Origin of the sequence: Methylobacterium thuringiense, from assembly GCF_022179645.1 — a bacterium.
In the GTDB taxonomy this organism is placed as follows: domain Bacteria; phylum Pseudomonadota; class Alphaproteobacteria; order Rhizobiales; family Beijerinckiaceae; genus Methylobacterium; species Methylobacterium thuringiense.
On record NZ_BPRA01000005.1, the window covers coordinates 140849 to 165993 of the forward strand.

At 67.3% G+C, this 25145-nt stretch carries 26 protein-coding genes and 1 riboswitch; of the genes, 17 read left to right on the plus strand and 9 right to left on the minus strand.

Annotation, left to right across the window (positions count from 1 at the left end; translation table 11 throughout):
• Positions 1–122: 122 nt before the first annotated feature.
• Positions 123–725, plus strand: a complete 603-nt coding sequence (locus tag MFF07_RS06185) for an SMI1/KNR4 family protein (RefSeq protein WP_147813171.1) — start codon at positions 123–125, stop codon at positions 723–725.
• Positions 722–1219 carry a Holliday junction resolvase RuvX gene (gene ruvX, locus MFF07_RS06190; RefSeq protein ID WP_147813169.1) on the plus strand — a complete coding sequence of 166 codons (498 nt, stop codon included), beginning with the start codon at positions 722–724 and terminating at the stop codon, positions 1217–1219. Before MFF07_RS06185 ends, ruvX begins: the two co-directional genes overlap by 4 nt.
• Here ruvX and MFF07_RS06195 read toward each other — a convergent pair.
• Complete coding sequence (locus tag MFF07_RS06195) at positions 1209–1880, minus strand: DJ-1/PfpI family protein (protein WP_147813167.1); 672 nt, start codon at positions 1878–1880, stop codon at positions 1209–1211. The two genes, ruvX and MFF07_RS06195, sit on opposite strands and share 11 nt — an antisense overlap.
• Positions 1881–2041: 161 nt before the next feature.
• Here MFF07_RS06195 and MFF07_RS06200 point away from each other — a divergent pair, with 161 nt between their 5' ends.
• A complete protein-coding gene (locus MFF07_RS06200) occupies positions 2042–2719 on the plus strand; it encodes a gamma-glutamylcyclotransferase (RefSeq protein WP_147813165.1) in 678 nt (225 codons plus the stop codon).
• A gap of 4 nt (positions 2720–2723) precedes the next feature.
• Here MFF07_RS06200 and dprA read toward each other — a convergent pair whose 3' ends face one another.
• The 5 genes from dprA to MFF07_RS06225 all read right to left on the minus strand — a co-directional run bounded on the left by dprA (position 2724) and on the right by MFF07_RS06225 (position 7609).
• Positions 2724–3914: a DNA-processing protein DprA gene (dprA, locus tag MFF07_RS06205; protein WP_147813163.1), complete on the minus strand. Its 1191-nt coding sequence runs from the start codon at positions 3912–3914 to the stop codon at positions 2724–2726.
• Positions 3915–3949: 35 nt separating this feature from the next.
• Positions 3950–4552: a glycerol-3-phosphate 1-O-acyltransferase PlsY gene (plsY, locus tag MFF07_RS06210; protein ID WP_147813161.1), complete on the minus strand. Its 603-nt coding sequence runs from the start codon at positions 4550–4552 to the stop codon at positions 3950–3952.
• On the minus strand, positions 4549–5853 hold the full coding sequence (locus tag MFF07_RS06215; protein ID WP_238231108.1) for a dihydroorotase: 1305 nt from the start codon (positions 5851–5853) through the stop codon (positions 4549–4551). Before MFF07_RS06215 ends, plsY begins: the two co-directional genes overlap by 4 nt.
• Positions 5850–6386: an endonuclease domain-containing protein gene (locus MFF07_RS06220; RefSeq protein ID WP_306424626.1), complete on the minus strand. Its 537-nt coding sequence runs from the start codon at positions 6384–6386 to the stop codon at positions 5850–5852. The genes MFF07_RS06215 and MFF07_RS06220 overlap by 4 nt, the downstream gene beginning before the upstream one ends.
• Before the next feature lie 272 nt (positions 6387–6658).
• Entirely contained in the window at positions 6659–7609 is a 951-nt protein-coding gene (locus tag MFF07_RS06225; RefSeq protein ID WP_147813155.1) for an aspartate carbamoyltransferase catalytic subunit, read from the minus strand.
• A gap of 235 nt (positions 7610–7844) precedes the next feature.
• Here MFF07_RS06225 and MFF07_RS06230 point away from each other — a divergent pair, with 235 nt between their 5' ends.
• From MFF07_RS06230 to MFF07_RS06265, 10 genes are all read left to right on the plus strand, one after another.
• Entirely contained in the window at positions 7845–8141 is a 297-nt protein-coding gene (locus MFF07_RS06230) for a hypothetical protein (protein ID WP_147813153.1), read from the plus strand.
• Between the two features lie 108 nt (positions 8142–8249).
• Complete coding sequence (locus MFF07_RS06235) at positions 8250–9107, plus strand: cytochrome b/b6 domain-containing protein (RefSeq protein ID WP_147813408.1); 858 nt, start codon at positions 8250–8252, stop codon at positions 9105–9107.
• A complete protein-coding gene (locus tag MFF07_RS06240) occupies positions 9104–10096 on the plus strand; it encodes a molybdopterin-dependent oxidoreductase (protein WP_147813151.1) in 993 nt (330 codons plus the stop codon). Before MFF07_RS06235 ends, MFF07_RS06240 begins: the two co-directional genes overlap by 4 nt.
• 114 nt (positions 10097–10210) lie before the next feature.
• A complete protein-coding gene (locus MFF07_RS06245; RefSeq protein WP_306424627.1) occupies positions 10211–10486 on the plus strand; it encodes a type II toxin-antitoxin system Phd/YefM family antitoxin in 276 nt (91 codons plus the stop codon).
• Positions 10483–10920: a hypothetical protein gene (locus tag MFF07_RS06250; protein WP_147813149.1), complete on the plus strand. Its 438-nt coding sequence runs from the start codon at positions 10483–10485 to the stop codon at positions 10918–10920. Before MFF07_RS06245 ends, MFF07_RS06250 begins: the two co-directional genes overlap by 4 nt.
• A 137-nt stretch (positions 10921–11057) precedes the next feature.
• A complete protein-coding gene (topA, locus tag MFF07_RS06255; RefSeq protein ID WP_238231110.1) occupies positions 11058–13727 on the plus strand; it encodes a type I DNA topoisomerase in 2670 nt (889 codons plus the stop codon).
• Between the two features lie 78 nt (positions 13728–13805).
• Entirely contained in the window at positions 13806–14030 is a 225-nt protein-coding gene (locus MFF07_RS06260; protein WP_147813145.1) for a hypothetical protein, read from the plus strand.
• A complete protein-coding gene (locus MFF07_RS22655) occupies positions 14027–14248 on the plus strand; it encodes a type II toxin-antitoxin system RelE/ParE family toxin (RefSeq protein ID WP_147813143.1) in 222 nt (73 codons plus the stop codon). Before MFF07_RS06260 ends, MFF07_RS22655 begins: the two co-directional genes overlap by 4 nt.
• Positions 14196–14321: a hypothetical protein gene (locus MFF07_RS22475; RefSeq protein WP_283206812.1), complete on the plus strand. Its 126-nt coding sequence runs from the start codon at positions 14196–14198 to the stop codon at positions 14319–14321. The genes MFF07_RS22655 and MFF07_RS22475 overlap by 53 nt, the downstream gene beginning before the upstream one ends.
• A gap of 43 nt (positions 14322–14364) precedes the next feature.
• Positions 14365–14474: riboswitch (SAM-I-IV-variant riboswitch) on the plus strand.
• Between the two features lie 33 nt (positions 14475–14507).
• A complete protein-coding gene (locus tag MFF07_RS06265; protein ID WP_373322256.1) occupies positions 14508–15560 on the plus strand; it encodes a threonine aldolase family protein in 1053 nt (350 codons plus the stop codon).
• A gap of 10 nt (positions 15561–15570) precedes the next feature.
• Here the strand turns inward: MFF07_RS06265 and MFF07_RS06270 are convergent, their stop codons facing one another.
• Positions 15571–15765 carry a hypothetical protein gene (locus MFF07_RS06270; protein ID WP_147813141.1) on the minus strand — a complete coding sequence of 65 codons (195 nt, stop codon included), beginning with the start codon at positions 15763–15765 and terminating at the stop codon, positions 15571–15573.
• 319 nt (positions 15766–16084) lie between these two features.
• On the opposite strand from MFF07_RS06270, the gene parE reads away from it, so the two are divergent.
• Together parE and MFF07_RS06280 are read left to right on the plus strand one after the other, a co-directional pair.
• A complete protein-coding gene (gene parE / locus MFF07_RS06275) occupies positions 16085–18151 on the plus strand; it encodes a DNA topoisomerase IV subunit B (RefSeq protein ID WP_147813139.1) in 2067 nt (688 codons plus the stop codon).
• 64 nt (positions 18152–18215) lie between these two features.
• The gene (locus MFF07_RS06280; protein WP_238231112.1) at positions 18216–19163 is read left to right on the plus strand and encodes a hypothetical protein; all 948 of its coding nucleotides are present in this window, start codon (positions 18216–18218) and stop codon (positions 19161–19163) included.
• A gap of 158 nt (positions 19164–19321) precedes the next feature.
• On the opposite strand, the gene MFF07_RS06285 is transcribed toward MFF07_RS06280, so the two are convergent.
• Positions 19322–19699, minus strand: a complete 378-nt coding sequence (locus MFF07_RS06285; RefSeq protein ID WP_238231114.1) for a nucleotidyltransferase domain-containing protein — start codon at positions 19697–19699, stop codon at positions 19322–19324.
• A gap of 358 nt (positions 19700–20057) precedes the next feature.
• On the opposite strand from MFF07_RS06285, the gene MFF07_RS06290 reads away from it, so the two are divergent.
• Entirely contained in the window at positions 20058–21782 is a 1725-nt protein-coding gene (locus MFF07_RS06290; RefSeq protein ID WP_147813135.1) for a GGDEF domain-containing protein, read from the plus strand.
• Between the two features lie 832 nt (positions 21783–22614).
• Positions 22615–24393 (plus strand): ABC transporter ATP-binding protein, encoded by a 1779-nt coding sequence (locus tag MFF07_RS06295; protein ID WP_147813133.1) that lies wholly within the window; start codon positions 22615–22617, stop codon positions 24391–24393.
• On the opposite strand, the gene MFF07_RS06300 is transcribed toward MFF07_RS06295, so the two are convergent.
• Positions 24390–25085 (minus strand): hypothetical protein, encoded by a 696-nt coding sequence (locus tag MFF07_RS06300; protein ID WP_238231116.1) that lies wholly within the window; start codon positions 25083–25085, stop codon positions 24390–24392. The genes MFF07_RS06295 and MFF07_RS06300 overlap by 4 nt on opposite strands.
• Between the last annotated feature and the right edge of the window lie 60 nt (positions 25086–25145).

Genomic DNA, 25145 nt, shown 5'->3' on the forward strand with positions numbered 1-25145 from the left:
TGCCGGACCCGATCCCGGTCGCGCCATGATGATCTCTGCGTATGGTGAAGCGGCCGGTGGACAACCCGGTCGCGCGGGACGTAAGCCCGTTTCCATCGCTGCGCTTTTCCGGGAGGCCGATCATGTGGCAGGGCGTCTTCACGGAGTTCCGGCCGGGGCTCCTCTCGACCGAGGTGGATCTCGACCGGGCCGAGGCCGAGCTCGGCTTCGCACTCCCCGCCTCCTACCGGGCCTTCGCCCGCGAATGCGGAGCGGGCCGCATCGGCGGGCAATTGCGCATCGCGACGCCGGTGCCGGAGACCGCCGCCGACCTCGTCACCCGCGCGCATGTCATCGCCCACAGCGTCGCCGTGGCGATCGACAGCCTCAAGGAGAATCCCCTCACCCGCGACGAGCCGCATCGCTTCACCGTCGAAGGCGATTCCGACGCGGCGCTGATGGAGCGGGCCGCGTTCTTCGGCGAGACCGAGGGCGGCAGCTTCCTGTTCTGGGACGTGATCCCGGACGCCTCCGAGTACGAGATCTGGGCGCTCGATGCCGATCTCGAAACCATCCACTACGGCGGGCCCGACCTGCTCGCCCTGGTGCGCGGCCTCCAGGGCGCCGAAATCCTGCACATCCTCGGCGGTGCCGAGGCCCCCCTTCCCGCCGCGTTCGCGGGCGACGACGCCGAAGCCCTCGCCCGGATCGGCGCGGAGGCCGCGCCAGCCGAAGGTCGGGCGTGAACCGGGAGGCGATCGCGGCCTTCGTCGAGGCGTCGCGCGGGGCGCCGCGGCTGATGGGTGTCGACCTCGGCACCAAGACCATCGGTCTCGCGCTCTCCGATGTCGGCCGGCAGATCGCCTCGTCGCTGGAGACGATCAGACGCGTAAAATTCACGCCCGATGCCGGCCGTCTCGCCGAGTTGTGCGGACGCCATCAGGTCGGCGGCCTCGTCATCGGCCTGCCGCTGAACATGGACGGCTCGGAAGGGCCGCGGGTGCAATCGACCCGCAGCTTCGTGCGCAACCTCAAGCCGATCCTGCCGCTTCCGGTCTTCTTCCACGACGAACGCCTGTCGAGCGCCGCTGTGAACCGGATGCTGATCGACGCCGACACCTCCCGCGCGCGGCGGGGCGAGGTCGTCGACAAGCTCGCCGCCGCCTACATCCTGCAGGGGTTTCTCGACGTGATGCGGGGCCTTCTGGAGGCCGAGACCGAAGAGCCCGCTACCTGGTGATGCGCGCGATGACTGCCTCGCGCTCGCGCCGGCTGGCGGCCAGTCTCTCCCTCACGGCCGAGACGACGCTGGCCCGCGCCCGCTCCGGCGTGCCGGATTCGAAGGGCGGCGCCGGGGCGTATTCGAGGTGGAGCTGGATCGCCCGGGCCGCGTCGTCGCTGACGAGTTCGGCGACGAGCGTCAGGGCGAAGTCGATCCCAGCCGTCACGCCGCCTCCGGTGATCAGGTTGCCGTCCTGAACGACGCGGCCCTTGGTCGGGATGGCGCCGAAGGGCGCGAGCAGGTCGTGCGCCCCCCAATGCGTCGTCGCCCTGCGCCCCTTCAGCAGCCCGGCGGCGCCGAGCACCAGGGATCCGGTGCAGACGGAGGTGACGTAGCGGGCGCTCGCGGCCTGCAGGCGAATGAAATCGAGGATCGTCTCGTCCGTGAGGAGGGCGTTCACGCCGGCGCCGCCGGGGATGCAGATCACGTCGAGCTTCGGGCAATCGCCGAGTGTCGTCGTCGGCGTCAGGACGAGGCCTGTGGCGCTCGTGATCGGGTCGAGGGTCTTGGCGACGAGGTGGACCTCGACGTTCGGCAGCAGGGCGAAGACCTCGTAAGGGCCGGTGAGATCCAGTTGCTGGACCTTGGGGAAGGTCAGGAGGCCGATCTGAAGGGGCAAGGGCTTCGCTTCAATTCCGGAATGGCAGGATGTTGCAGCCTTAACGGATCGTCCGCGCTCATGCCTGTTCGCCGTCTGCCCGGCAGCCATGCGCGCAGGACGACGCACGAACGCCCACGGCACCGTTGCCGGCGCTGGCGTGCCGTGAAGACTCGGGCGACATGAGCCCGCGTTCCCTCACTCTCACTGCCGCGCTGATCGCGCGTGCCCATCCGGCGCCGGTCGCCGACGACGAGACCGCCCTGCAGGTGCTTACCGACGCGGAGCTCGCGCCCGGCCTCGCCCGGGCCATCGCCGCCCGCTCGGGCGCCGACGCACCGCTCTGGGTCTTCGCCTACGGATCGCTGATGTGGAACCCGGAATTCGCGGTCGCCGAGCGGCGGATCGGGCATCTGCGCGGTTGGCACCGGCGGTTCTGCCTGCTGCAACGCCGCTTTCGCGGCACGCCCGAGCGGCCCGGCGTCGTGCTGGCGCTCGACCGGGGCGGCTCGTGCCGCGGCGTCGCCTTCCGGCTCGACGGGCGCGATCCCCACGCCGTGCTGATGCCGGTCTGGCGGCGCGAGATGAAGGGCCGGGGCTACGCGGCACGCTGGGTCGCCGTCGAGACCGGCGAGGGGCCGGTCACCGCGCTGACCTTCGTCGTGAACCGCGCCAGCGACCGCTACACCGGCCGCCTCGACGAGCCGGCGATCGCCGACACCATCGCGACGGGCTGCGGGCATCTCGGCCCTAGCGCCGAGTACCTGTTCCACACCGTCACGGCCTGTGCCGCGCTCGGCATCCACGATCCGCACCTGTGGCGGTTGCAGGCTTTGGTGGCGGAACGGTTGGGGGCCTGAGGCATCAGCGGGCCGTCAGCGACACCGCGCCGTTGGCATGCCGCTCGACGCGGCCGTCGAGTTCGAGTTCGAGGAGCGTCGTCTGGACGACACGCACCGGGAGGCCGGCGGCGCGGGACAGGGCGTCGGTACCGATCGGCGTCGGGCTGAGGAACGCGAGCAGCCGGGTGCGGTCGTCGCGCGGCTCCTCGGCATCCGGGTCGAAGTCCAGGGAGGCCGACGGAACCCGGATGGCCGTGCCGTCGAGTTCGATCTCGTCCCAGAAGTCCGGCTGCTCCTCCAGGGCCGGCCGCTTCGGGCCGAGGGCCGCGCCTTCGCCGTAGACGTCGGCCTGCTCCACGAGCGGGGCGATTACCGCGAGGATGTGATCCACCTCCCCCACCAGGGTCGCGCCCTGCCGGATCAGGTCGTTGGTGCCCTCCGCACGCGGGTCGAGCGGCGAGCCCGGCACCGCGAAGACTTCGCGGCCCTGTTCCAGGGCATAGCGGGCGGTGATGAGCGAGCCGGATCGCCGCGCCGCCTCGACCACCAGCGTTCCGAGGCCGAGCCCCGAGATGATGCGGTTGCGCCGGGGAAAGTCGCGCCCGCGCGGCTCCCAGCCCATCGGCATCTCGGCCACCAGCGCCCCTCCCCCGTCGAGGATCTTTTCGACGAGCGCGGCGTGGTTGGCAGGGTAGATCCGGTCGTGACCGCCCGCGAGGACCGCGACGGTGCCGGTGGGCAGCGAGGCCTTGTGCGCGGCGGCGTCGATGCCTCGGGCGAGCCCCGACACGATCACCAGCCCGGCCTCGCCGAGGCCGCGGGCCAGCCGCTCCGTAAAGGTCATCCCGGCGGCGGAGGCGTTGCGGGAGCCGACGATGGCGAGCGCGGGTTTCGCCAGCGCATCGACGTTGCCGCGCACCGCGATCAGCGGCGGTGCGGCGTCCGTCGCCTGCAGGCTGCGCGGAAAGGCGTCTTCACCGGTGGCGAGGAAGCGCACGCCGAGACGGCCGGCGGCGGCGATCTCCTTTTCGATCTCGGCCCGGGAGGGCGGCTTCACCGGCTTGCCGGCGCGCCGGGTGATCTCGGGCAGCGCGTCGAGCGCCCCTGAGGCACCGCCGAAGCGGTTGATCAGACCGCGAAACGTGCGGGGGCCGACGCCGTCGGTGCGGATCAGGCGCAGCCAGTCGAGGCGCTGCGCGTCTGTGAGCTGCATCGCCCCCTCCGTGCCGGGAGGGTGATCGCGAAAAATCAGCCCTTCTGCCCGATGCGCCCTTCGGTGCCGCCGATCAGCCGGCGGATGTTGGGCGCGTGCTTCCACCATAGCAGCGCGGCGAGTGCGAGGAACAGCAGCGCGACCTGCCGATGATCCAATGCCCACAGGACGAGCGGCGTCGCGGCCGAGGCCACGAGAGCGGCGAGGGACGAGTATTTCAGCGTGAAGGCGAGTCCGAGCCAGATCGCGGCGAAGGCGAGCAGCGCCGGCGGGCTCAGGGCCAGCAGCACGCCGAGGAAGGTCGCGACGCCCTTGCCGCCCTTGAAGCCGAGCCAGACCGGAAAGAGATGGCCGAGGAAGGCGCCGAGCCCGGCCGCCAGCGCCGGCCCCTCGCCCCAGAGCCCGGCGATCAGCACCGGCAGAGTGCCCTTGAGGGCGTCGAGCAGGAGCGTCGCGGCGGCGAGGCCCTTGCGGCCGGTGCGCAGCACGTTGGTCGCGCCGATATTGCCCGAGCCGATAGACCGCACGTCGCCGAGCCCGGCGAACTTTGTGAGGATCAGCCCGAAGGGAATCGACCCGAGCAGGTAGCCGAGGGCGAGCCCCGCCAGGATCAGAGGCCAGCCGGCATCGAAACTCATGCGGCACTCTCAAAAAAATCGGAGCGGTGGACGATGCGGCCGCCGACCAGCGTCAGCATCGCCGCGCCCTGCAGCCGCGCCTCGTCGAACGGCGAGTTCTTGGAGCGCGACTTCAGCGCGCGCTTGTCGAGGACGTAAGGCACGTCGGTGTCGATCAGCACGAGGTCGGCCGGTGCGCCGACAGCGAGCCGGCCCGCCTCGCGGCCGAGCAGTTTCGCGGGGTTGGCCGAGAGGGCGGCGAGCAACCGGGCGAGCGGCATGTCGCCGGTATGGACGAGGCGGAGCGCCGCCCCGAGCAGCGTCTCGATGCCGAGCGCCCCGTCGGCGGCCTCGGCGAAGGGCAGGCGCTTGGTCTCGACGTCCTGCGGGTTGTGATCGGAGACGATCACGTCGATGACGCCGTCGTTCAGCGCCTGCACCACCGCGTGCCGGTCGGCCTCGGTACGCAGCGGCGGCGAGAGCTTGCAGAAGGTGCGATAGTGACCGATGTCGCCCTCGTTCAGCACGAGGTTGTTCACGGACACGCCGCAAGTGACGGGCAGCCCGTCCTGTTTCGCCCGCCGGACGATCTCGACCGAGTCGGCGCAGGAGATCATCGCTGCGTGGTAGCGGGCGCCGGTGAGGCGCACGAGGCGGATGTCACGCTCCAGCATCACCGTCTCGGCCTCGCGCGGGATGCCGGTGAGGCCGAGACGCGAGGCCATCTCGCCCTCGTTCATCACGCCTTCGCCGACGAGGTCCGGCTCCTCGACATGCTGCATCAGCAGCGCGCCGAAATCGCGGGCATAGGTCAGCGCGCGGCGCATCACCTGCGCGTTGGTGACGGCCTTGAGCCCATCGGTGAAGGCGACGGCGCCGGCCTCCTGCAGCAGGCCGAACTCGGTCATCTCCTTACCCGCCAGCCCCTTCGTTATGGCGGCGGCGGGCAGCACGGTGACGCAGGCCGTATCGCGCGCCCGGCGCAGCACGAAGTCGACGATCGGCGCGCCGTCGATCACCGGGTTGGTGTCGGGCATGCAGACCAGCGTGGTGACGCCGCCGGCCGCCGCGGCGGCGCTGGCGCTCGCAAGGGTTTCGCGATGCTCGGCGCCGGGCTCGCCGACGAAGGCACGCAGGTCGATCAGGCCGGACGTGAGCAGCAGGCTGCCACAGTCGATTTTTTGCGAATTTTCGGGGGTGCCGGGGGCGGTGCCCCAGGCGATGTCGGCGATGCGGCCGTCTTCGATCAGGATGGAGCCGAGACCCTCGCGGCCGGTGGCCGGGTCGAGGAGGGTGGCGTTGGACAGAACGAGCGCGGTCATTCCCCTCTCCCCTCTGCGGGAGAGGGTGGCCCGCGAAGCGGCTCGGGAGAGGGGAGCGACGTTTCCGGAGATGGCGCTCCCCTCTCCCGACCCTCGCTGACGCGAGGGCCACCCTCCCCCGCAGAGGGGGGAGGACTGGGTGCGCGAGCTTCTACTGCGGCGCCAACGACCTCAAGCACCGCATCGCAACTGCTCAGCACCAGATCATTCGAGAACCGAAGCACCTGAAACCCTTGTTGCCTTAGCCAAGCATCGCGCTCGGCATCGCGTCGGCGCCGGGTTTCCGCTTCGCGCGGCGGCCCGTCAAGCTCGACCACGACACGGGCCGACGCGCAGAGGAAATCGACGATGTAAGGTGTCATCGGCACCTGTCGCCGGAACTTGATCCCGCCGAAGCGACCGGCGCGAACCTGTTGCCAGAACAGGGCTTCCGCCTGCGTCATGGCGCTGCGCTGGCCACGGGCGAAAGCGCGAAGCCCTCGGTCGACTGGGTTCAGCGAACCAGAGCGTTCGATCACGGCCGACTCCCGCATGACATGCCAAGGTCGTCCCTCAGTCTTCCGCCTCACAACGCATCTGGGAGGTACCTGCCTGATATCGGCGAAGGTCACCGGCACGCATGTTCCTGTGATCGGCGCAGCACCCGTTTGCCTTGTGGGGCTTGCAGAGCAGGCAGCCCGACCGGGCGTTTTTCGGTCGCTTCCTCTTGTGATGCATCGCGTGCCTCCCGGACACAGATCATGCCACAGCGAAACGGCGCGTCGTGAGAGGACTCAACCTTTCAAAATCAAAAAAGCGACCACAATCACCCGTTCGGCAGATGCGTCGCGAGCACTTCGAGCACCGCCATCCGCACCGCCACCCCCATCTCGACCTGCTCGCGGATCAGCGACTGCGCTCCGTCGGCGATCTCTGACGAGATCTCGACGCCGCGGTTCATCGGGCCGGGATGCATCACCAGGGCGTCGGGGGCGGCCAGCGCCAGCTTGTCGGCGTCGAGACCGTAATAGCGAAAATACTCCTTCACGCTGGGCACGAACGAGCCGTTCATCCGCTCGCGCTGGAGGCGCAGCATCATGACGATGTCGCAGCCGTCGAGACCCTTGCGCATGTCCGTGAACACCTCGACGCCGAAGCGCTCGATGCCGGTGGGGAGCAGGGTCGAGGGGCCGATGACGCGGACGCGGGCGCCGAGCGCCTGGAGCAGGATGATGTTCGAGCGGGCGACGCGCGAGTGCAGGACATCGCCGCAGATCGCGACGCGCAGGCCTTCGATGCGGCCCTTGTTGCGGCGGATGGTGAGCCCGTCGAGGAGCGCCTGGGTCGGGTGCTCGTGGGCGCCGTCGCCGGCATTCACCACCGAGCAGTCGACCTTGCGAGCGAGCAGATGCACGGCGCCGGCCGCGTGATGACGCACCACGATGATGTCGGGTCGCATGGCGTTGAGCGTCGCCGCGGTGTCGATGAGCGTCTCGCCCTTCTTCACCGAGGAGGAGGCGACGGACATGTTCATCACGTCGGCGCCCAGCCGCTTGCCGGCGAGCTCGAACGAGGATTGCGTGCGCGTCGAGGGCTCGAAGAATAGGTTGATCTGCGTGCGGCCGCGCAGCGTGGTGCGCTTCTTCTCGACCTGCCGCGACAGCGCGACCGCCGCCTCGGACTGATCGAGCAGCGCCTCGATGTCGAGGCGCGACAACCCCTCGATGCCGAGGAGATGGCGGTGGGGGAAGCGCGTCGGGGCGGAGGCGGCGGTCATCACAGGGGTTGAGGCTATATTCAGGGGCGAACGGGGCGGCAAGGCGCGCATCGAGCTCCAGGACAATCGGTTCGAGCCCCCCGTTCGGAACAGAGTTTCGTCCCAGCCCCGAATACGTCCTCGAGAAAATATTGAACGATCGCCGGCTAACTCCGTTTCTGAGGTGTCCGGCAGGCGACTTCGTGCGGCGCGGCGACGCGACTCGAACGAGCCTGCAGAAACCTAAAGGTACCCGATGAAGGTTCGTCTTTTCCTCACCGCCAGCGCCCTCTCGCTCGGTCTCGGCCTGTCCTCCGCCGCCGTCGCGCAGGGCATGCAGCCGATGCAGGGACAGCCCGGCATGGAGCAGGGCCAGATGGGTGACGACATGGGCCAGGAGCAGCGGCCGATGAAGCGCACGGCGTCCAAGAAGAAGATGAAGAAGTCCATGAAGAGCCAGAAGGCGATGCGCGGCAATTCCCGCATGAACCAGGGCTCCGGCATGGAGCAGGGCGGCGCAGGAGCCGCAGGCGGCGCCGACGACGGGATGTAACTTTTCGTCCTCGATCGCCGTATGACCTTATGTCCGCCCGTCCGGTTCGACCGGGCGGGCGGTCGTCGTTCGAACAGCATGGACGTGGAAGCCTTGGCCGCCAGCACGATGCCCGCCCCCACCGACCACACCGAGACGGTGCGACGGAAATGGACCTTCCGGCATCCCCTCGTGATCCGGCTGGCCCATTGGATCAACGTGGTCTGCCTCGCGGTGCTGCTGATGAGCGGCCTGCAGATCTTCAACGCGCATCCGGCCCTGTACTGGGGCTCGAAGTCGACCTTCGACGCGCCGGCGCTCGCCATCACCGACGACCAGACCGCGGACGGCACGGCGCGCGGGATCGTCCAGATCGCGGGTCACACCTTCGACACCACCGGCTGGCTCGGGCTCTCGACCTACCAGGGCGAGGATGTCGCCCGCGCCTTTCCGGCCTGGGCCACGCTGCCGGCGAGCCAGAACCTCGCGACGGGCCGGCGCTGGCACTTCCTGTTCGCTTGGGCCTTCGTCATCAATGGGTTCATTTATCTGCTCTACGGGATCGGCAGCGGGCAGTTGCGCCGCCGCATCATTCCCGACGGAGATCAGATCAAGGGCTTCTGGTCCTCGATCCGCGAGCACCTGACGCTGCATTTCCCGAAGGGCGAGGAGGCGCGGCGCTACAATGTGCTGCAGAAGCTGACCTACCTGATCGTCGTACTGGGGCTGCTGCCGCTGATGGTGCTGACCGGTCTCGGGATGTCGCCGGGCGTCAACGCCGTCGCACCCCTCATCCTCGACGTGTTCGGCGGCCGGCAATCCGCCCGAACGATCCACTTCATCGTCGTGAACCTACTGATCCTGTTCGTGATCGTGCACGTGTTGCTGGTGCTCGTATCGGGTGTCTGGAACAACATGCGCTCGATGCTGACCGGTTGGTACACGATCGAGGACGAGACGACCCACGAGCGGAGAGCCGGACGATGACGCGCCGCCTGAACATTCCCGTTCCGCATCGCCGGGGCTTCCTCACCGGGTTCGCCGGCCTGTTCGGCGTGGCGTCGCTCGGCGGCTGCGATAAGTTCGCGGAGAGCACGCGGGGTGTAGAGACCCTGAAGCTCGGCGAAGACGCCAACATGTACGTCCAGCGTCTCGCCCTGACGCCGGCGTCGCTCGCACGCGAATTTTCGGAAGCCGACATTTCGAAGTGGTTCAAGCCGAACGGCACGACCGACCCCGAGGACAAGCCCTACAAGGCGCTGGCAGCCAAGGGTTTCGAGACCTTCCAGCTGCGCATCGACGGCCTCGTCGACAATCCCCAGACGCTGTCGCTGGCGGATCTGCGTGCCCTCCCCTCCCGCACACAGATCACCCGGCACGATTGCGTCGAGGGCTGGAGCGCCATCGGCAAGTGGACCGGCGTGCCGCTGTCGGAACTTTTGAAGAAGGCCGGCTTGAAGCCGCAGGCGCGCTACATCGTCTTCCACTGCGCCGACACGATGGAACTGGCGCCGGGCGGCGACACGGATGAGCAGGCCGCAGACGATGCGGCGCCAACGGACGCGAAGGCCGAATCCGACGGCGGCAGCGCCGCCGCGGATGCCGGCTCGGCCGATACCGGTGCGAAGATGACCGGCGGCGGCGATGCCAAGGGGAAGAAGCCCGACGCGAAGAAGGCGGCCGCCAGCGAAGAGACGCCCTCGGACGCGCCCGGCGGCCGGCCGATCCGCTACTACGAGAGCATCGACCTCACCGACGCCTTCCACCCGCAGACCATCGTCGCCTACGACATGAACGGCAAGCCGCTGCCCGTCTCGAACGGAGCGCCGCTGCGCCTGCGCGTCGAGCGCCAGCTCGGCTACAAGCAGGCCAAGTACATCATGCGCATCGAGGTCGCCGACAGCCTCGCAAAGTTCGGCCAGGGCAACGGCGGTTATTGGGAGGACAACGGGTACGAGTGGTACGCGGGGATTTGAAGGCTACCGAGCCTGATCTGCGATTACCGTCTCTGATGACAGAAGGCGCTTTGCAGGAATGGCAACAGGCCCGTATAATACGTACCGTACGTAACGTCTGTCCCGAGGCTGATCGTGAGTGACCTGACCCGGGTAAGTTCGAAAGAGCTAGTTCGAAATTTCGGGTCGCTCTCGGATAGGGCTTTGAGCGAGCCGGTCGCGATCACACGTAACGGTCGTGACCGCCTCGTACTCTTGTCAGTCGAGGAATACGCTCGGCTCAAGCGTCGCGACCGCAGAGTCCATGACGTTGCGGACCTGTCCGATGCCGCGCTCGATTTGGTCGAGCGCAGCGAGATGGACCCGCGCCACGATCATCTTGATTCGCTCCTGGTCGACTGGACGCCGTGACTCTGCCCAGGCCGGAGCCCGGCCTCGTCATCCGCTACGCCTACCCCTGGCTCTCCGAACATCGTGCCGGATGCGAAGAAGGCGTGAAGGATCGGCCGTGTGCGATCGTGCTGACCGTAGCCGACGAGGCTGACGTGACGCGCTGCCTTGTCGTACCCGTCACCCACAGCGCACCGAGTACATCGACTGAAGCGCTCGAACTGCCTCCCGAGGCGAAGAGGCATCTCGGCCTCGATTCCGAGCGGTCCTGGGTCATCCTGTCCGAATGTAACGACTTCGTCTGGCCCGGCCCCGATCTCCGCCGGGCCGGCACGCAGTGTGATGCGTCCATCGCCTACGGTTTCCTGCCGCCGCGCTTCTTCGCAGAGCTGCGACGCCGGTTCGTTGCGTTGGCACGCGAGCGCCGGAACCTTCGCGTCATTCGGACCGACTGACTCCGCTCCGATTTGACAACCCGCCCGGCCTAACCCACTTCGGTCGCGGTACGAGGCCCCGGCTGTTGCTGGGAGCGCGTCGGCGCATTTCCGAATAACAGGTCGTCGCGCCGAGGCTTCGTGAGGGGCAGAGGTTCATGAAAGTCGTCGTCGTCGAGTCGCCGGCCAAGGCCAAGACGATCAACAAGTACCTCGGCAAGGATTACGAGGTCCTGGCCTCGTTCGGCCATATCCGCGACCTGCCGGCCAAGGACGGCTCGGTCGATCCGGAAGCCGACTTCGCGATGCTGTGGGAGCTGCAGGACAAGGGCTCGCAGCGCGTCTCCGAGATCGCCCGGGCGATCAAGGGCGCGGAAAAGCTCATCCTCGCGACCGACCCGGATCGCGAGGGCGAGGCGATCTCCTGGCATGTCGTCGAGGCGCTCACCGCCAAGAAGGCGCTCAAGGGCATCCCGATCGAGCGCGTGACCTTCAACGCCATCACCAAGGCCTCCGTTGACGCGGCGATGAAGAAGCCGCGCCAGATCGACCAGGCGCTGGTCGACGCCTATCTGGCGCGCCGCGCTCTCGATTACCTCGTCGGCTTCAACCTCTCGCCGGTGCTGTGGCGCAAGCTTCCCGGGGCCAAGTCGGCCGGTCGCGTGCAGTCGGTGGCCCTGCGGCTCGTCGTCGAGCGCGAGATGGAGATCGAGCGCTTCAAGCCCCGCGAGTACTGGTCGCTGGTGGCGACGCTCGTGACCGAAGAGGGTGCGATGTTCGAGGCCCGGCTGACCGGGGCCGACGGCAAGCGGATCCAGCGGCTCGACGTCGGCAACGGCGAGGACGCCGCGCGCTTCAAGAAGGATCTCGAACTCGCGACCTTCCAGGTGGCCTCGGTCGAGGCCAAGCCCGCCAAGCGCCACCCCGCCCCGCCCTTCACGACCTCGACGCTGCAGCAGGAGGCCTCCCGCAAGCTCGGGATGGCGCCGGCCCAGACGATGCGGGTCGCGCAGCGCCTCTACGAGGGCGTCGACATCGGCGGCGAGACGGTCGGCCTGATCACCTACATGCGGACCGACGGCGTCGACATGGCGCCGGAGGCGATCAAGGACGCCCGCTCCGTGATCGGCAAGGAATACGGCCCGCGCTACGTGCCGGACGTGCCGCGCAAGTACACGGTGAAGGCCAAGAATGCCCAGGAGGCCCACGAGGCCGTGCGCCCGACCGAGATGAGCCGGCTGCCGAAGCAGGTCGCGCGCATGCTCGATTCCGAGCAGGCCAAGCTCTACGACCTGATCTGGACGCGGACCGTCGCGAGCCAGATGGAATCGGCCGAACTCGAGCGCACCACCGTCGAGATCACCGCCAAGGTCGGCCCGCGCACCATCGAGTTGCGCGCCACCGGACAGGTCGTGAAATTCGATGGCTTCCTCACCCTCTACCAGGAGGGCAAGGACGACGAGGAGGACGAGGACGGCAAGCGCCTGCCGCCGATGGCCGCCGGCGACCCGCTCAAGCGCGAGCGCATCGCCTCGACCCAGCACTTCACCGAGCCGCCGCCGCGCTTTTCGGAGGCGAGCCTCGTCAAGCGCATGGAAGAGCTCGGCATCGGCCGGCCCTCGACCTATGCCGCCGTGCTCCAGACCCTGCGCGACCGAGAATACGTCAAGATCGAAAAGAAGCGGCTGCAGCCGGAGGACAAGGGTCGGCTCGTTACCGGCTTCCTCGAGAGCTTCTTCAAGCGCTACGTGGAGTACGACTTCACGGCCGACCTCGAAGGCCAGCTCGACCGGGTCTCCAACGCCGAGATCGACTGGCGCGACGTTCTGCGCGACTTCTGGCGCGACTTCTCTGCCGCGATCGGCGGTACCAAGGAGCTGCGCGTCACCGAGGTGCTGGAGGCGCTGAACGGCCTCCTCGGTCCGCACATCTTTCCGGAGAAGGCCGACGGCTCGAACCCGCGCACCTGCCCGACCTGCAACACCGGCCAACTCTCGCTGAAGCTCGGCAAGTTCGGCGCTTTCGTCGGCTGTTCGAACTATCCCGATTGCAAGTTCACCCGCCAGCTCGCCACCTCCGGTGCCGAGGGCGAGGGTGACGGCACGTCCGAGGGCGGCCAGCCGGGCGTGCGGGTGCTCGGCGACGATCCCGCCACCGGCCTGCCCGTAACCATCCGCGACGGGCGCTTCGGGACGTTCCTGCAGCTCGGCGAGGCCTCCACCGAGAAGGACGCCGCGAAGCCGAAGCGCTCGTCGCTGCCGAAGGGCATGGCGGCCTCCAGCGTCGATCTCGCCATCGCCCTGCGGCTGCTGTCGCTGCCGCGCGAGGTGGCGAAGCACCCCGAGAGCGGTGAGCCGATCCTCGCGAGCATCGGCCGCTACGGCCCTTACGTGCAGCACGGAAAGACCTACGCCAACCTCGGCAAGGACGACGACGTGCTCGAGATCGGCGGCAATCGCGCCATCGACCTCATCGTCGCCAAGGAGCAGGGCGGCGGCCGCGGCCGGCCGTCGAGCGATCCGTGCCGCGCGCTGGGCAAGGACGAGGCCACGGGCCGCGACCTCGTGGTCAAGGCCGGCAAGTACGGGCCCTATGTCAGCGACGGCGACGTCAACGCCACGCTGCCGAAGTCCATGTCCGCCGACGCCCTCACGCTCGCCGAGGGCATCGACCTGGTGAACGCCAAGCGCGCCTCGGGCGGCGGCAAGAAGGCGCCGGCGCGGGGCCGCAAGACGGCGGCAAAGAAGCCGGCGGCGGGAGCTGCGAAGAAGGCTCCGGCGAAGAAGCCGGCGGCCAAGAAGGCGGCGGCGAAGAAGAGCGCGAGCTGAGGGCCATTGCCCTCGGCTTCCACCGGGCAGTGCAGAGTCGTAGTTCTCGAATCCACTGCACTGCGTTAGGCTGTCTACATGGCTGATCGCTCCGATAGCTCCACGATTGACCCTGCGCCGCAGCACCCTCCTGCGGGCTCGGCGGACCAAACGCGGTTCGCCGCGGACGCCCTCCGTTTGGAGACGATCCCTGACGAGCACCGGGCCTCGGTGATCCGTGGCCTCGCTGATCTACGAGACGGCCGGATTGCCGCCGCCGCCGACGCCGAGGTCGAAGCCGTCTACCGTCGCTTCGGCCGTTGAGAGTTCAGTACACCCGCAACGCGCTCGACGATCTCGCCGGCATCATCGCCTATCTCGCCCCGCGAAACCCCTATGCCGGTGAGAGACTGCGCGTCGACATCCGCGCTGCCGTAGATCGCCTCGCCGACCATCCCTTCAGCGGCCGTGAGCAGGAACGAGGAAGCCGTGCGGCGGATCGTGTCGCCCGGCTATCGCTACGCAATCTACTACCACGTTGATCCGCAGGCCGATTTGGTCTCGATCCTCGCCATACTGCATCCGGCGTGCGAGCAGCCGTTCCAGAGTGTGTGACGGCAGCGCCCTTGCGGCCAATCCCCGACCCGCCTAGTTTTCCATTCAGCATCACGAGTTGAGCCGACGCTCAACGCCAACCTGCCCTTCCCGGCAAGGTGGCGCCCTGATCAAACAGGGGATGCGGCCGGTCCGGCAACCAAGGGGACTTCGCCGCGCGTCAGCTCATCCGAATGGAAAAGAGCCGTGGCCGACATCCTCACCGAGCAGCAATTCGCCAGCGACAATTATTCGGGGATTTGCCCGGAGGCCTGGAACGCGATGGCCGAGGCCAACACGGGCCACGCCCCCGCCTATGGCGCCGATGCTTGGACCGAGCGGGCGGCGGAAGCCTTCAGAAACCTGTTCGAGACCGACTGCGAGGTGTTCTTCGCCTTCAACGGCACGGCGGCGAATTCGATGGCGCTCGCCTCGCTCTGCCAAAGCTATCACAGCGTGATCTGCGCCGAGAGCGCCCATGTCGAGACCGACGAGTGCGGCGCGCCGGAATTCTTCTCCGGCGGCTCGAAGCTGCTGACCGCGCCGACGACGGACGGGCTGCTGACGCCCGAGGCGGTGCGGGCGGTGGCCGGACGGCGCAGCGACATCCACTTCCCGAAGCCGCGCGCGGTGACGATCACGCAATCGACCGAGACCGGCCGGGTCTATTCCGTCGCGCAACTGCAGGCGCTCTCCGAAACCTGCCGGAGCCTCGGCCTGCGCCTGCACATGGACGGTGCCCGCTTCGCCAACGCCTGCGCCTCGCTGCAGCGCTCGCCCGCAGAGCTGACCTGGAAATCCGGCGTCGACGTGCTCTGCTTCGGCGGCACCAAGAACGGCATGGCGGTGGGCGAGGCGATCCTGTTCTTCGACCGGGCGATGGCGGAGGACTTCGACTACCGCTGCAAGCAGGCCGGCCAGCTCGCCTCGAAGATGCGCTACCTCTCGGCCCCCTGGGTCGGGATGCTGGAGAGCGGAGCCTGGCTCCGCAACGCCGAGCACGCCAATGCCTGCGCCCGAAGGCTCGCCGCCGCGGTGGCCGACGTGCCGGGTGTGTCCGCGATGTTCCCGGTCGAGGCGAACGCCGTATTTCTATCGGCGGCGCCGGACGTGCTCGACGCCCTCGCCCGGCGGGGCTGGCGCTTCTACACCTTCATCGGCGGCGGAGCGCGGTTCATGTTCGCCTGGGATACGGCGCCCGAGCGGGTCGATGCCCTGGCGCGGGACATCCGCGCCTGCGCGGTGCCGGTGGCGGCCTGAGGCTTCCGCGTCAAACGAGGTAGGTGATCGTCGCGGCAACGGCCGTGGCGAAGGTCGCGAGGGTGATCGCGGCCGGCGTCAGCAGCATCGGCCCGCGCAGGGCGGAGACCCGCTCCCCCTCGTCGGCACACCCGAAAGCCTGTCCGGCCGCCTGCTCGAGGCGGACGAGGGAGAGATGACGCGCTTGGGCGGCGGCGGTGGTCATCGAAAAAGTCTCCCTGTGGCGTCGGGTCGGCGGCAAAGCTTGACCATTGCGTTAACCAACGCGCGAATGTCGCACCCGGTTCCGTGCCGGAGGCGGCCTGCGACGCGATGTTAACCACGGCGAGCCGACACTCCGATGACACCGGGCTGCCTGCGCCGGCCGGCGTGTCGGCCGCTCACTGGCTCGGCCCCGGCCCGCATGCGATGATGCGCTGCGCCCGGGCGACGGAATCGCGCTGTTTGTTTCCGTTCTGTTCTGGTACGATCGAGGGATGAAGGCGAATGCTGCGCGACCAAACCCAGGCGTCCGGAGCCGCCGCGTGAGCGACCCCGCACGCGATCTGTTCGGTCCCGGAGCCAAGGGAGCAGCCGCCACGCCGAAGGACGTCCAGCCGGACGCCGCCGAGCGCCGCCGCAAGGTCGCGGTCGTGCCGGCGGTCGAGAGCGCCGAGGCGGGCTATAACGCCTCCGACATCGAGGTGCTGGAGGGGTTGGAGCCGGTGCGGCGCCGGCCCGGCATGTATATTGGCGGCACGGACGACCGCGCCCTGCACCACCTCTTCGCCGAGGTGATCGACAATTCGATGGACGAGGCGGTGGCGGGCCATGCCAGCTTCATCGAGGTGGAGCTCGAGGAAGGCGGCAGCCTCGTCGTGACCGATAACGGCCGCGGCATCCCCATCGACCCGCACCCGAAGTTTCCCGGCAAGTCGGCGCTCGAGGTCATCATGACCACGCTGCATGCCGGCGGTAAATTCGATTCCAAGGTCTACGAGACCTCCGGCGGCCTGCACGGCGTCGGCATCTCGGTGGTGAACGCCCTGTCGGACGTTCTCGAAGTCGAGGTCGCCCGCAACCAGACCCTCTACCGCCAGAATTTTTCCCGCGGGCATGCGCAGGGGCCGATCGTCGAGGTCGGGCGCGTCAACAACCGGCGCGGCACCCGCGTGCGCTTCCACCCCGACGCCCAAATCTTCGGGGCCCACCATTTCGACCCGCGCCGCCTCTTCAAGATGGCGCGCTCCAAGGCCTACCTCTTCGGCGGCGTCGAGATCCGCTGGCGCTGCGCGCCGTCCCTCGTCGAGGGCATGGAGGGAGTCCCGTCCGAAGCCGTGCATAAATTCCCCGGCGGCCTGCGCGACTATCTCGGCCGCGAGATCGACGGCAAGGAGCTCGTCACCGAAGCGGTGTTTTCGGGCAAGATCACCAAGCCCGGCGGCCACGGCTCCATGGAATGGGCCGTCGCCTGGATGGTGCAGGACGACGGGGTGTCGTCCTCCTACTGCAACACGATCCCGACGCCCGAGGGCGGCACCCACGAGGCGGGCCTGCGCGTCGCGCTGCTCCGGGCGCTCCGCGAGCATGCCGAGCGCGTGAACCAGGCCAAGCGCATGGCCCACGTCACCACCGACGACGTCATGGCCACCTGCGCCTCGATGCTGTCCGTGTTCATCCGCGAGCCGGAATTCCAGGGCCAGACCAAGGACAAGCTCGCCACCGTCGAGGCCTCGCGTATCGTCGAGACCGGGATCCGAGACGCCTTCGACCATTGGCTCGCCGCCTCCCCGGCCCAGGCCAACAAGCTCTTGGACTGGGTGATCGACCGCGCCGAGGAGCGCCTGCGCCGCCGCCAGGAGAAGGAGGTCGCCCGCAAGAGCGCCACCCGCAAGCTGCGCCTGCCCGGCAAGCTGGCCGACTGCTCGGCCGCCGGCACGGCCGGCTCCGAGATCTTCATCGTCGAGGGCGATTCGGCCGGCGGCTCCGCCAAGCAGGCGCGCGACCGGAAGACCCAAGCCATTCTCCCCTTGCGCGGAAAGATCCTGAACGTCGCTTCGGCCAGCCGGGACAAGCTCGGCGCCAACCAGCTCATCGGCGACCTGACCCTGGCGCTCGGTTGCGGCACCCTCGCCAACTTCCGCGAGGCGGACCTGCGCTACGACAAGGTGATCATCATGACGGACGCCGACGTCGACGGCGCCCACATCGCCTCGCTGCTGATCACCTTCTTCTACCGGCAGATGCCGAAACTGATCGACAAGGGCCACCTCTACCTCGCGATCCCCCCGCTCTACCGCCTGCAGCAGGGCGCGAAGATCCACTACGCCCGCGACGACGCCGACAAGGACCGGATCATCAAGACCGTCTTCAAGGCCGGCAAGGTCGAGATCGGCCGCTTCAAGGGCCTCGGCGAGATGATGCCCGCCCAGTTGAAGGAGACCACGATGGACCCGAAGAAGCGCACGCTGCTCCGGGTCGCGATTCTGGACGAGGCCCGCGAGAGCACCGGCGACACCGTCGACCGGCTGATGGGCAACAAGCCGGAGGCGCGGTTCGCGTTCATTCAGGAGCGGGCAGCGTTCGCGGATGGGGCTGAGTTGGATATTTGAATTTTCTGATTGAGCAGTTAGTTTGAGAGACGGAAACGTCCAAAAATTACCTGTGAGCTAAGGCATGAAACAGATTTTGATTCTGCATATTGCTTGGATGAGAGATTACTGTGGGTTAAAAAATGATAAGCCTTATGGTCAGTTTGGGCATATGACACAGGGTGGAAGCCCTCACAAAGCATTCAATTTTCTTCCCTATAAAGACCGATGTTATGGTTATGCTGCTGTTAGCAATGGTCGTGTAAATCTCCAAAAGCTTGGTGGTGATACCGAGGCTGAATACTTAGATAATATTCTCGTTATTTGGACTGCAACGCACCCTTCTCAAAGAGATCCGATAAGCAAACGGAGATATCGATACGTCGTAGGGTGGTATAACAAAGCCCGTGTCTCGGCCGACATGCTGGAGCGGTCCAAAATAGCGGCTGCAAAAGAATTAAAGGATATAGACAAACTTATATATATAGCCTCTGCAAATGCTTTTGATTGCTGTCTCCTTAAAGAAGTAGATCGAATATTTGAAGTTCCAGCTATGATAAAAGGGTACCCAGGCGTATCGCCTGCATTTTATCCCAGCGAAAACAGCAATCAAGAATGGATTTTAAGTCTTAGAGATTATATTGAAACAAAAAGCATTTTAGAAAATAAAGCTTTAAAAAATATTATCGACAATCTTGATGGGGCTACTTCTGAGCGTAGAGAGTATCTACGCGAAGTTTTTGTCCGAGATGCCAAGCATGTGAAAGAATTAAAAAAGCTGTATGGTGGACGATGCCAGATTTCCGGTCAGAAAGTCTTGGAAGATTTTTCAGTAGATATAACAGAGGCCCATCATATTAGATGGCTAACGCGCGGGGGCTCTGATGAAAAGGATAATATGATTGTTTTATCTCCTAATCTACATGCCGCTATTCATGCGACCAATGCAGAATTTAATTGGTCTGAACTAAGTTTCGACATTGGCGGGAAAAAATTTCCGGTCATTCTAAATAAACATTTAAAAAATAAATAGTACCGGAAATATTTTCAGTGCCGAGAAGTGCCAAAAATCGCGTAAGGCGCAAAATTTCGGACGTTCTCAGTATTAACGTTCGGCAAGAAAATTGTCATGATTTTCCGGGCGTCCGTCAAGTCTTCGGCGGCTTTGTCAAGATAGGCTCACCCCCGGTTTCACAGCGTCACGCCGTCGCGCCGCAGTTCGCCCATCCATGCAGTCCGCTCTGTGTAGGCGCCGGCCTGCAGCGGCAGAGCGTTGAAGACGGCACCGGTCGCCATCAGGATATCGGTTTCGATCTCGGCGAGAGCCTGGGACTCGCGGTCGAAGCTATGCAGCTCGGTCAGGAAGAGGCCGATATCGTAATCGGAATCGGGCCGTGCGTCCCCTCGCGCCCGCGAGCCGAACAGCACGATGCGGTCGATCCGTTTGCCGTAGATACGGTCCACGGCGGTGCGGAAGCGCATCAAGACTGGATCGTCCGCTGGATTGACGGCCATGACTGCCTTCCTCGGATGCGTGAGAAATAGCATGGAGATCGGCAGTTCCGCCACGGGGCGGGGCTCGCCGCCCGCAACTCTCGCGTTCCCCGTCGGCGTCGCCGGCCAGCGCGTCATCAGCAGGAGGCTTCGCCGTCATTGCGAGGCGGAGCCGAAGCAATCCAGGGCCGACGCGCCGACGGTGCGGTTGTGGCCCTGGATCGCTTCGCTGCGCTCGCGATGACGGAGCGGGCTGCGACGCCGTTGGCGGCCCTCGGAGCCATGCCGGCATCGTCTCGGACGAAGCCGAGCGGACCGTCACTGGCCCGACCTCCAGAATGCAATTTACGATACATCTTAACGTCGGCGTTTCACCCCCCGTGCTGTGGTGCCGGGTGACAGTCTCGATCACCGAGAGCTGAAAGCGCGCGCCATGATCACGACAGACACCGCGCCGGCGCCGTCCGAGCCCGGCGGGCGCGGCGGCCGGATCGGGCGGCGGCTCGTCGGGCAGATCTGCCTCGTCGGCCTGATGATCACCATCGTCCTGTCGGGGTTCTTCTTCACCAACTGGAACCAGCAGAGGCTGATCGACCTGCGCGAGGGCGGGCGGCAGATGCGCATTGCGCAGGAAGGCCTGATGGAGGCCGAGGCCTATGTTCTGAACACCTCGCTCGGCGACCAGGACACAGAGTATTCCGCCTACAGCCGGGCCTTCGAGGCGTTGCACAGCCGTGAAGACAAGCTGGCGCAGCTCGACCGCTTCCTGCGAGCGCAGGACGGCACGCGGCCCTCGGCGGTCGCGCTCGTGAAGGCGCTGGAGACGAGCTGGACGGAGGTCCTGGCGGTCGCGCGCGACGGCCGGTTCGCCGAGGCGCGGGGTCTGCTGCAGCAGCGCCGCAGTGCGGCCCAGGTGGCCCGGCTCCGGAGCGCGTTCGACGCCTTCCTCACCGATTGGAACGCGCATTTCGCGATCCACGAGAGCCGCATCGAGATCGGCAAGGTCTTCGTGCTCGTCGCTCAGATCCTGATCGGCGCGATGATGATCTTCGCCTTCCGCTCCGGCGCGCGGGATGCGAAGGCGCGGCTCGCCGCCATGGCCGAGATGGACCGGTCGCGCACCCAGGTCGGCCACCTCTTCGGCATGACCGACATGCTGCAGAGCGCAGCGGACCATCACGATGCGAACGCGGTGCTGCGGGCGACGGCCGGCGAGCTGATCGGCGGCTTCGGCGGCGCGCTCTACGTCTTCAACAACTCGCGCGACCGCCTCGTGCTCTCGACCTCCTGGGCCTGCGACGATGCCGCGGCTTTGCCCGAGCAGATCACGGTCAATCAGTGCTGGGCGATGAAGCGCGGCAAGCCGCACATCAACCGCAGCGGCGCGCGGGCGCTCTGCTGCGAGCACCACGCCTCCAGCCTCGCCGCCCTGGAAATCCCCATGGCGGCGCGCGGCGAGAATCTCGGCCTCCTGCAGATCTTCGCGCACGGGGCGGGTGCCGAAGAGCGGCTGGCGGCGATCCTGCCGCTGAGCTCGGCGCTGGGCGACGCCATGTCGCTCGCCCTCTCGAACATCGCTCTGCGCGAAAAGCTGCGCAACCAGGCCCTGCGCGACCCGCTGACGGGCCTCTACAACCGGCGCTACATGGAGGACAGCCTCGACCGCTACGTGCGCCTCGCCGAGCGCGAGGGCCGCAAGGTCTCGGTGATCATGATCGACCTCGACCACTTCAAGCGGCTCAACGACGAGCACGGCCATGCCACCGGCGATGCCGTGCTGCGCGAGGCCGCGGCGGCGATCGTCGGCACCCTGCGGGAGACCGACGTGGCCTGCCGCTACGGTGGCGAGGAGATGATCGTGTTCCTGCCCGACTGCAGCCTCGAGGACGCGGCGATCAAGGCCGAGCAGATCCGCGCCCGCATCGAGAGCCTCTCGGGCGCCCACGGCGCCCAGGTCTCGGCCTCCCTCGGCGTCTCCTCGGTGCCCTGCACGTCGAGCAACAGCGCCGACCTCGTCAAGGCGGCCGACACCGCCCTCTACAAGGCCAAGCACAACGGTCGCAACCGGGTCGCGCTCGCCCCGGTGCGCGCGGGACGGCGCAGCTGGGCGGACGGGGGCGAGAGCGGGGATGGTGTGTTGCCCATCGCCGCGGAGTGATGGTTTTGGAGAGGCGCATTGGTGATGGCGGCGTGTCGGAAGCCGTAGCTTGCAGTGTCGGCGTCCCTGTCCCTCGTACCGCTTCCGGTTGATCCGGTCGGGCCGTGCGCATCCCCTCGCCCCGCTTGCGGGGAGAGGGCTTCGGCGACCTCGTCGTCGCCGAAGCGTGGTGGCAGACGACGGTGAGGGGGCTTCGGCGGAGGAGCCACGATCGGCGTCGCCCCCTCACCGTCGCTTCGGCTTCGCCTCCGCTACCCACATGGACGATACGGTCCGTGCGGGCCACTCCCAGCATGCGGGGAGAGGGGGCACGCGCACCAAGCAACCTGATCTGCTGGAAACGGTCTCACTCCCACGTTCGCGGCTGGCGCCCCTCGCCGGCCCCACGACCGCAGACGGTGGTCTTCTGGATAGTGTAGGATTATTAGCATAGGAGCGGCGCGCCGTCAAGACCGTCCGGCGTCGCGTGCGCGCGACGAAACGGGGCGGTTTCGCGGCCCGGATCGCGTGGGACGGCCTGGGACAGGCGGGACGAACGTCCCGAATTTCCGGCGAAACGAACGGCGGCCGAGCCCCTCGGGCCGGCGCCCTTTTTCCCGGCCGGGTACTCGTGCGATACGCCCCGACCGTGCTCCCCGACTTCCGCCAGAGCCTCGCCACCCCGGCCCTCCTCGCCCACCGCCGGCTCGGCTGCGTCGCCGGCGTCAGCGACTGGCGGCCGTGACCCCGCCCTTGCCCTGCGCGGCCTGAGCGAGCAGAGACCGGGCATCGACGGCTTGAGGACACCCGTGAGCGACACGCCTGCCCATTCGAGCCCCGCCGGAGCCGCGGCGTGAAGCCCCTCGTCGATCTCGTGCGGGTGATGCGCCCCCGCGACCGGCGGCGGCTGGTGCTGCTGCTGATCGGGCTCGCCCTGGCGGCCCTGTTCGAGGTGGTCGGCGTCGCCTCGGTGGTGCCGTTCCTGACGCTCGTCGGCGACCCGGCGGCGGCGGCGCGCATCCCTGCCCTCGCCGCGATCCGGCAATCGCTCGGCCTCGTCGACGACCACGCCTTCCTAGTGACGACGGGGATCGCGGCCCTCATCGCCATCCTCACCACCAGCGTCGTCAACGCCGCTCTCGCATTCACCCAGCTCCTCTTCACGAACCTCGCCGGCTACGGCTTCGCGCGGCGCCTGCTCGCCGTCTATGTCGACCGCGAGCGGATGTTCTTCGCGCATACGAACAGCGCCGAACTCGCCAAGAACGTGCTCAGCGAGACCGACCGGCTCGTCGTCGGCGTGCTGACGCCGACCCTGGTGATCGCCTCGCGCGGCGCTTCGGCGCTCGCCGTGATCGTGTTTCTGATCCTCTATCAGCCGCGTCTCGCGCTGCTCCTCGGGGGCGGCTTCGGCGGACTTTACGTGTTGATCTTCCTGGTGATGCGGGCGCGGCTGGCGCGGATCGGCGCCCGTGCGGTGGTCGACAACGAGCGGCGCTACCGGATCGTGCAGGAGACCTTCGGGGCGCTGACGGAACTGAAGCTCTACGGACGGGCCGAGACCTTCTCCTCGGGCTTCGATGCGCCGGCCCGGGCCTATGCCAGGGACTCCGCCGAGAGCCTGGTGACCGGGCAACTGCCGCGCTACGTCATCGAATCCCTGGCCTTCGGCGGCGTCATCGTCGTGGTGCTGTTCGCCCTGTCTCGGGGCTACGATACCGCCGGGCTGCTACCGCTGCTCGGGCTGTTCGCCTTCGCCGGCTACCGCATGCTGCCGGCCTTCCAGAACATCTTCAACTCGTTGGCGCTCATCCGCTTTTACCTGCCGGCAGTGAAGGTGGTGGCGGACGAACTGAAGAGCGAGCGCTTGCCAGAACCGCGTGGGCAGGAACGCCTGCCCTTCTCGAAGGCGATACGGCTGAGCGGCCTCGGCTTCGACTACGAGCCCGGCCGCCCAACGCTCGACGGCATCGACCTGACGATCCCGGCCAACGCCACCATCGGGCTCGTCGGCCGCACAGGGTCCGGCAAGTCGACGCTGGTGGGGCTCGTGCTCGGCATCCTGACGCCCACCCGCGGCACCATCCGCATCGACGGTCACGCCCTCGATGCGGCGAGTCTGCCGGCCTGGCAGAACCGCATCGGCTACGTGCCGCAGGACGTCTTCCTGATCGACGGGACGATCGCCGAAAACATCGCGCTCGGCGTTCCGGCGGATGAGGTGGACCAGGGTGCGATCGAGCGTGCCGCGCGGCTCGCCGGCATCCACGATTTCGTGCTCGGCTTGGCCCAGGGCTACGCCACCGGCGTCGGCGAGCGCGGTACCCGGCTCAGTGGCGGCCAGCGCCAGCGCATCGGCATCGCCCGCGCGCTCTATCACGACCCGGACGTCATCGTGTTCGACGAGGCCACCAGCGCCCTTGATGCTGAGACCGAGACGGCGGTGATGGCGGCCCTCGGAGCGCTTGCCGGCACGCGCACGATCATCATGATCGCCCACCGCCTGACCTCGCTGCGCCACGCCGACATGGTCCACGTTCTGGAGGCCGGCCGCTTGGTGACTTCCGGCCCGCCGGAGATCGTGATCCCCGAACTCGCCAAGGTTCTGCCGGGACAGACGACGGAGGCTTAAGCCTCTGCCAGGATGCGTGTCCCGCCGACGCTGGGCATCAGCCGGCGAAGCACGAGATGCGTCGGCAGGAACAGCAGGGCCGGCAGCCCGACGACCATCGCCGCGAGCCAGGCCCAGGCCGGCATCCAGGCTTGCGCGACCGCATCGCTGAAGCCCCAGACGTAGTTGATGTTCACCGGCAGTAGGCCGGCATCCGGCCGCGGCGACGGCATCAGAAAGAAGCAGATCAAAAGGGTTGCGACCGCCATCGCGCTCCAGATCGGTAGCGCCCGCCGGTCGTAGCCGAGCCGGGCGACCAGGAAGACGAGCAGCAGCGGCAGCCAGCCGTGGAAGCCCGACAACGCCCGCAAGAGCAATGGTTTGGAGGCGTCGAACATGTACTCCGTCATGCCGGTGATCGGAATTCCGACGGCACCGCCGAGGAAATCGACGATCCAGAGCAACTGCGGTGCGAGGATGCCGACGGCGCAGAGTGAGATCAGCAGTGGGCTCTCGATCCAGATCCCGACCAGCGTCAGCAGCACGGCCTGATCGCAGAAGTAAAGGAAGTTCGTCGGCCCGTAATGGGTGAGGTAGACCGGGAGAAGCAGGGCGGCGAAGGCCGTATAGGCGAGCTTCACTGCGATCGGGATTTTCTTGTCGTTTGGCGGCGAGTTGATGGCTGCCGTCGAGACGGCGGTCGGGGAGGTCATCGTCGTCTCCGGGGCGTTCATCGGCTGGTGATGGCCCGCGGCGGCATCGTACCGCCGCGA

Excerpts from the sequence above, each read along its gene's own strand:
- MFF07_RS06185 (WP_147813171.1), top strand. The coding sequence starts at position 123 with ATGTGGCAGGGCGTCTTCACGGAGTTCCGGCCGGGGCTCCTCTCGACC.
- MFF07_RS06200 (WP_147813165.1), top strand. The coding sequence starts at position 2,042 with ATGAGCCCGCGTTCCCTCACTCTCACTGCCGCGCTGATCGCGCGTGCC.
- dprA (WP_147813163.1), bottom strand. The coding sequence starts at position 3,914 with ATGCAGCTCACAGACGCGCAGCGCCTCGACTGGCTGCGCCTGATCCGC.
- plsY (WP_147813161.1), bottom strand. The coding sequence starts at position 4,552 with ATGAGTTTCGATGCCGGCTGGCCTCTGATCCTGGCGGGGCTCGCCCTC.
- MFF07_RS06215 (WP_238231108.1), bottom strand. The coding sequence starts at position 5,853 with ATGACCGCGCTCGTTCTGTCCAACGCCACCCTCCTCGACCCGGCCACC.
- MFF07_RS06220 (WP_306424626.1), bottom strand. The coding sequence starts at position 6,386 with ATGCGGGAGTCGGCCGTGATCGAACGCTCTGGTTCGCTGAACCCAGTC.
- MFF07_RS06225 (WP_147813155.1), bottom strand. The coding sequence starts at position 7,609 with ATGACCGCCGCCTCCGCCCCGACGCGCTTCCCCCACCGCCATCTCCTC.
- MFF07_RS06230 (WP_147813153.1), top strand. The coding sequence starts at position 7,845 with ATGAAGGTTCGTCTTTTCCTCACCGCCAGCGCCCTCTCGCTCGGTCTC.
- MFF07_RS06235 (WP_147813408.1), top strand. The coding sequence starts at position 8,250 with ATGCCCGCCCCCACCGACCACACCGAGACGGTGCGACGGAAATGGACC.
- MFF07_RS06240 (WP_147813151.1), top strand. The coding sequence starts at position 9,104 with ATGACGCGCCGCCTGAACATTCCCGTTCCGCATCGCCGGGGCTTCCTC.
- topA (WP_238231110.1), top strand. The coding sequence starts at position 11,058 with ATGAAAGTCGTCGTCGTCGAGTCGCCGGCCAAGGCCAAGACGATCAAC.
- MFF07_RS06260 (WP_147813145.1), top strand. The coding sequence starts at position 13,806 with ATGGCTGATCGCTCCGATAGCTCCACGATTGACCCTGCGCCGCAGCAC.
- MFF07_RS06270 (WP_147813141.1), bottom strand. The coding sequence starts at position 15,765 with ATGACCACCGCCGCCGCCCAAGCGCGTCATCTCTCCCTCGTCCGCCTC.
- MFF07_RS06280 (WP_238231112.1), top strand. The coding sequence starts at position 18,216 with ATGAAACAGATTTTGATTCTGCATATTGCTTGGATGAGAGATTACTGT.
- MFF07_RS06290 (WP_147813135.1), top strand. The coding sequence starts at position 20,058 with ATGATCACGACAGACACCGCGCCGGCGCCGTCCGAGCCCGGCGGGCGC.
- MFF07_RS06300 (WP_238231116.1), bottom strand. The coding sequence starts at position 25,085 with ATGACCTCCCCGACCGCCGTCTCGACGGCAGCCATCAACTCGCCGCCA.